Here is a 5,900-nt window from a genome sequence, read left to right on the forward strand (position 1 = left end):
GAACTTTTTGAGGTCTTTTCCCTTGCTCCACCGTTACACCAATTACATGCTCAAAATGATCCTCTGCATCAAAATCATAATTCTCAACATATCGGATGTTATCTGCAATTGAAATCTCTTTGATACGGTCTAAAGCAAGTTGTCGAAGCGCTTGATGACGCCGCGGACCAGCTCGAGGCCATCGGCTACCGCGGCATTGCAGCAGTCACGTTGGGCGACGAACGCGTCTTCGAACGCAACATCAACGCCACCCCGCAGGGCGACGACCAGCCGCTATCCAGTGAATCCCAGGTGCTTATCGGCTCGGTGGTGAAGCCCATCACCGGCGCGACGCTGTCTGCCCTGGTGGCCCAGGGGCGCCTCCCCGCGACCCTGAGGGTCCGAGACGTCTTCCCTGACGCACCACCCGACAAGGCGACCATCACCCTGCATCAACTGCTCACCCACAGCGCCGGCCTGCCGATCGCCGTCGCCAGTGACCGCGAGCTGGTGAGCCGAGCCGCGTTCCTCGAGCTTGCGATGGAGGCACCGCTCGGCTTCGAGCCCGGCAGCGCCTACGCTTACTCCAACACGGGATTCTCGCTGGCCGTCGCCATGGCCGAGGCGCACACGGGCAAGTCCTACCTCGACCTCGTTCGGCAGTACCTGTTCCAGCCGGCGCGGATGACGCAGACGGGCTACGACGAGCGCTTCGACCGCGATCGCATGGCGACCACTGCGGATGGGCGCCTGGCCACCGACGCCAGCTGGGGGCGCACGAGCCCCGGCTGGGCCCTGCTCGGCAACGGCGGCATGGTGTCCACGCTGACCGACTTAACACACCTTGCGCAGTTCATCGGTCATGGCGCCGCCAAGGACGTGCCCTGGGCGCGCCTGATGACAACGCCCCACCAGGACGAGGGTGGAGGCAGTGCCTACGGCTACGGCTTGGTGGTCGAGGACATCCCAGCGATCGGCCTCGCCTACTGGCACAACGGTGGCAACCCCTTCTTCCAGACCGACGTGCGCTACCTGGCGGAACACGACCTCACCCTGGTGACGCACGCCACGAGCTCGCCGGTGTCCGTGGATACGGCGGCCCACGCCCTCATGAGGGCGGCCTTCGACCTACCACTGCGGCTGCCCCCGCCCGCCGATACACCGCCGCTCGCCTCGCTGCCGGAGACGCCCGAAGGGCAGCTGGTGGAAGCCTTCCTGACGGCGATCACCTCCGCGCGCGAGGCTGACTGGCGGCGGTTCATCACCGAGCACCTCGACCCTCAGTTGCTGGCCCAGGTGAGCATGGAGGAACACCTGGCCTTCTTCGCCATGGCCCACGCCGACCTTGGCGGAATGGAGGTCTTGCGGTTCGAGCGCGATGACGCCCGCACCGTCGTGACCGCGCGCCGCCCCGGCCAGCCGGCAGTCACCCTCATCTTCGCCATCGCCTACGACGCTGGGCAGGCCAAGTTCGCGGGCCTCCAACTGGAATAGTGCCCGCGGCGTCATCACCGGGAGGACACCACTACCCAGCTCGCCTCATCTGCCGTACCGTAAGGTCAGCGTCCGCCGCCAGGTCACAGATCAGGACAGATCATGGACGACCACACCAGCACAGTTCAGGCGAGATGGTTGCAGATACAAGAGGTCTTCCTCGAAGCCCTCGATCTGCCCGACGACGAACGCCCCGCCCACATCGAACAACGCTGCGGAAACGACGAATCACTCGCCGAGGAAGTCCGCTCACTCCTGGAAGCCCACGAGCTCGACGCCCCCCTCCTCGACACCCCCAGCCCAGAACGCAGCGACGCCCCCCTCGCCGGCGTCCTCACCCCACAAGACCACCTAGGCCCCTACCGCCTCCTAGAGCTCATCGGCCGCGGCGGCATGGGCGTCGTCTGGCGCGCCGAGCGCGACGACGGCGAATTCCGCCAGCAGGTCGCCATCAAGCTCATCAAGCGCGGCATGGACACCGACGAGATCCTCGCCCGCTTCCTGCGCGAACGACGCCTCCTGGCGCGCCTGGAGCACCCCAACATCGCCCGCCTCCTCGACGGCGGCGTCACCGCCGACGGCTTGCCCTGGTTCGCCATGGAGTACGTCGACGGCAAGCCCCTCATCGACTACTGCAGAACACAAGACCTGGACACGGAGGCGCGCCTCGCGCTGCACCGCAAGCTGTGCGACGCCGTGGAGCACGCCCATCGCCAGCTCATCGTGCACCGCGACCTGAAGCCGTCCAACGTGCTGGTCACCGCCGACGGCGAGCCGAAGCTGCTCGACTTCGGTATCGCCAAGCTGTTCGGCGCGGACGATGCGGACGAGGACGACGACCGGCAGCTCACGCGCTCCGGCGCACGCCTCATGACCCCGCTCTACGCGGCGCCGGAGCAGGTGCTCGGCCAACCCGTCTCCACGGCCACCGACGTCTACGCCCTGGGCCTGATCCTGTACGAGCTCCTGGTGGGCGCCCTGCCCTACCCGGCGGAGCAGACGATGGGGCCGGCGCTGCTGCACGCCATCGTCGAGACGCCCCCGGAGCGTCCCTCAGCGCTCGCCCGGCGAACGGACACCGTTACCGCTGAGCAACTCCCGGCGCGCCAGCGCCTCGCCAAACACCTGAAGGGCGACCTCGATCGCATCTGCCTGAAAGCGGTGCAGAAGGAACCCGCCCGACGCTATCCCACGGCCCAAGCCCTGGCCGATGACCTCGGCCGCTACCAGGGTGGCTACCCGGTGCTGGCGCGACCGGATTCCTTCGCCTACCGGGCGCATCGCTTCGTGGCCCGCAACCGCGTGGCGGTCGGCGCGATGGCCCTGGCGTTCCTCTCCCTGCTAGGCGGTCTGATGGGGGCCCTGTGGCAGGCCGAGATCGCCTCAGCGGAGGCGGTCCGGGCGGAGCGCGTCAAGCGCCTGCTGATCGACATCTTCGAGGAGAGCCGGCCGACCACCCAGGCGAGCGCGCAGATCACGGCGAGCGAGATACTGGACGCGGGCGCGGAACGGGTCGCCGAGCAACTGAAGGACGAACCTGACCTGCGCGCGGAGCTACTCCAGGTAGTAGGTGGCTTGTACGAGAGCCTCGGCCGGCACGATGATTCGGAGCGCTTGCTGAGAAGTTCACTGGCGCTGACGGAGCCCCTGTCCCGCGACCCCCGCGAACTGCACGCCCAGGGTTTACAGCGCCTCGCCAGCGTGAGCTTTGAGCAAGGGGATTACGAGCGCGCGGAGGCCTACGCCCGCGACGCACTCGCGCGCTTCGAATCCACCTCCACCCGCGATCGCCCGGCCTACGCGGGGAGCTTGGGCACCTTGGCGATCATCCTGTCGGAAGCCTCGAAGTACGAGGAAGCGGAACCGTTCCATCGTCGCGGACTCGCCATGCAACGCCGACTCCACGGCAACGCCGACCGAAGAGTGGCGGGCACCCTCCACGACTTCGCGCAGCACCTGAAGTGGCAGGGTCGCTTCGACGAAGCCGAACCCCTCTATCGCGAGGCCCTGCGCATCAAGCTGGAGTACCTCGGCGAGGATCACGCCAGCACCGCCCTCACTCAGGGCAACCTAGGCGTCATGCTAGGCCAGCGCGGTGACTACGAGGAGGCGGAACCGCTCCTGCGCGCGGCCTACGTGACGGATCGCCGCATCCTCGGCGCCGGCCACCCCACCACGGCCCTGCGGCTCAACAACCTCAGCATGTTCTACTACGTCACGGCGGACTACGCGGCGGCGGAACCGCTGATGCGCGAGGCCCTAGGCCACAACCGGCGCCTGTTCGGCGACGTCAGCGAACGCGTGGCGACCAACCTCCACAACCTCGCCAACATGCTCATTGCCACGGGTCGTCTCGACGATGCGGTGCCGATGCACCGCGAGGCGCTCGAGATTCGCCAGGCGGTCCTCGAGCCCGATCATCCCCGCCTCGCCCAGTCCTTAAAGAGCTACGGCCGTGTGCAGCTCGCCCTCGGCCAGCCCGACGAAGCCCACGCGCTGCTGGCCCAGGCGCGCAACATCGTCGAGAGCAACCTGGCGCCGAGCCATCCCGTCTACATCTCCGTGCTCATCGGCCAGGGGGCACTGCAGTTGGCCTCCGGCGATCACGAGCGTGCCGGTGAAACGCTGACGCGCGCGGTGACGCTCGGCGAAGCACATCTCAACGACGCCAGCCGCGACCTCGCGGAGGCGCGGAGCTTGCTCGGACGTAATCTGCTAGCGATGGACAGACGGGAGGAAGCGCTGGCCTTGCTGAACGCCGCCGAGGCGACGCTGGCCGCGAGCGCCGAAGACGATGACCCCCTGTTAGTCGCCACACGCGAGGCGCGCGTGCGGCTCTTACCGTAGCGAGCATTCCTGCGACCCGCACACACGCCACCTCAAGGCCTCGCCATCCGCTGTTGGAAGGTGATCTCTATGAACTCCGCAGGCCTGCTAACGGCCACCAGCACCGTGACCCGCAGGACGCCCTCGACCAGGTCCTCCGGCGTCATCGTCTCACCCAACCCGATATGCACGCTGAACGCATCGTCCTCTGTGGCCCCAGCGAGACCGCCTCGCTGCCAGATGCTCGTTAGAAAGCCCCTGATCGCATTCTTCAGGCACACCCAAGTGCTCGCATCGTTCTCCGCGCGCACATACGGCCCACTCGCCCGCTTGATCGATTCCTCCAACATGATCAGCGTGCGCCGCACGTTCACGTACTTCCAATCGTTGCTGTTGCCATCGAGCGTACGCGCGCCCCACACCAACACGCCCTCCCCCACGAAGGCGCGGATCGCATTGATCGACTTGCCCTGCGGAGTCACGTTGAGATCCTCCTGATCCTCGTGACTGAGCGCCACGGCGGGCGCCACCACGCCGTTCAGCGCCACGTTCGCCGGTGCCTTCCACACCCCGCGACTGCTGTCGACCATCGCGTAGACACCCGCGATCGCCGCACTCGGCGGGAGAAGATTCAGTTGGCGCTTCATCTCCGGCAGGATGCTCGCGAATGCCGGACTCGCCGCCGCCAACGCATCGTCCGCGACCTCCGCCGCCCCATCGAGCCCCAACAGCTCGCGGTTGCGGACGTTCCTGACACCCAGGTCACCGTCCCCAACGATGCTCATGTGTAGCCAAGGGTAGTAGGCGACCCCGTAGTCGAGGTGGTCCGTGCCTAGCGCGTTGCGGAACTGGGCGATCGGGTCATCTGATGGGACCGAGCGATCCGCGTAGCCGCCGTGCACGTCGAGCAGGGCGATACGACTAGCCATCTGCCCACAGTGCATCAGCGACGCCCGCTGGACGTCCATGCACTGCGCATGGCTCAACAGCACCGCGTCGGGGATCACCACCATCGTCGGCTCGTGCTCCCCCTCTAGAGCGTGAATGCCGGCGATGAGTTGTTGCGCCTCCACGGGCGTCTCGTAGTCGCCGACACACACGACGTAGCAGGCCCCGCCGCCGTTCAGGAAGAAGCTCTCCATGCAGCGGTAGAGCAGGAACGCCCGGCCCTCTGCACCGCTCACCTGCTCGACGTAGTAGTCCTGCTCCTCCACGGTAAACGTCGACTCGACATTGCAGCCCGGCGGCACCGCCTTGAGGTCGAAGCGTGGTGTGGGCTCGGCCCCGAAATGCTCGCGGTACTCCGCCATGGAGCTGATGCGCCAGGGCTTGTACAGCAGCGGTTCGCCCCCATGGTCGGCCTTGGCCGTATGCCCGATGAAGGCCGGCACCGCGGTGGGCACTTCCTCCACCGCGTCAGCACGGCCGTCCTGCTCCACGACGTAAACACCCGGGGCCTTCATCTCCGCCACCGGCGCTACTCCGAGGGCCCAGACACGCGCCCGTGAACGTCAGTCGTAGATGACTGCACAGCGCACCTCGATGCTGCACCGGTCCGGCGCGTCCTCCGGCGTCGCCGGGTCCTCGAAGGCGCTGTGGAA

At 67.0% G+C, this 5,900-nt stretch carries 3 protein-coding genes; 2 read left to right on the forward strand and 1 reads right to left on the reverse strand.

Annotation, left to right across the window (positions count from 1 at the left end):
- Positions 1 to 180 precede the first annotated feature (180 nt).
- Positions 181 to 1,473 carry a serine hydrolase domain-containing protein gene (locus AAF184_24340; GenBank protein ID MEO0425485.1) on the forward strand — a complete coding sequence of 431 codons (1,293 nt, stop codon included), beginning with the start codon at positions 181 to 183 and terminating at the stop codon, positions 1,471 to 1,473.
- 102 nt (positions 1,474 to 1,575) lie between these two features.
- Positions 1,576 to 4,320 carry a serine/threonine-protein kinase gene (locus tag AAF184_24345; GenBank protein ID MEO0425486.1) on the forward strand — a complete coding sequence of 915 codons (2,745 nt, stop codon included), beginning with the start codon at positions 1,576 to 1,578 and terminating at the stop codon, positions 4,318 to 4,320.
- A 32-nt stretch (positions 4,321 to 4,352) separates the two neighbouring features.
- Here AAF184_24345 and AAF184_24350 read toward each other — a convergent pair whose 3' ends face one another.
- Positions 4,353 to 5,771 carry a phage tail sheath C-terminal domain-containing protein gene (locus AAF184_24350; protein MEO0425487.1) on the reverse strand — a complete coding sequence of 473 codons (1,419 nt, stop codon included), beginning with the start codon at positions 5,769 to 5,771 and terminating at the stop codon, positions 4,353 to 4,355.
- Between the last annotated feature and the right edge of the window lie 129 nt (positions 5,772 to 5,900).

The organism is Pseudomonadota bacterium, assembly GCA_039815145.1.
Lineage (GTDB): Bacteria > Pseudomonadota > Gammaproteobacteria > Steroidobacterales > JBCBZW01 > JBCBZW01.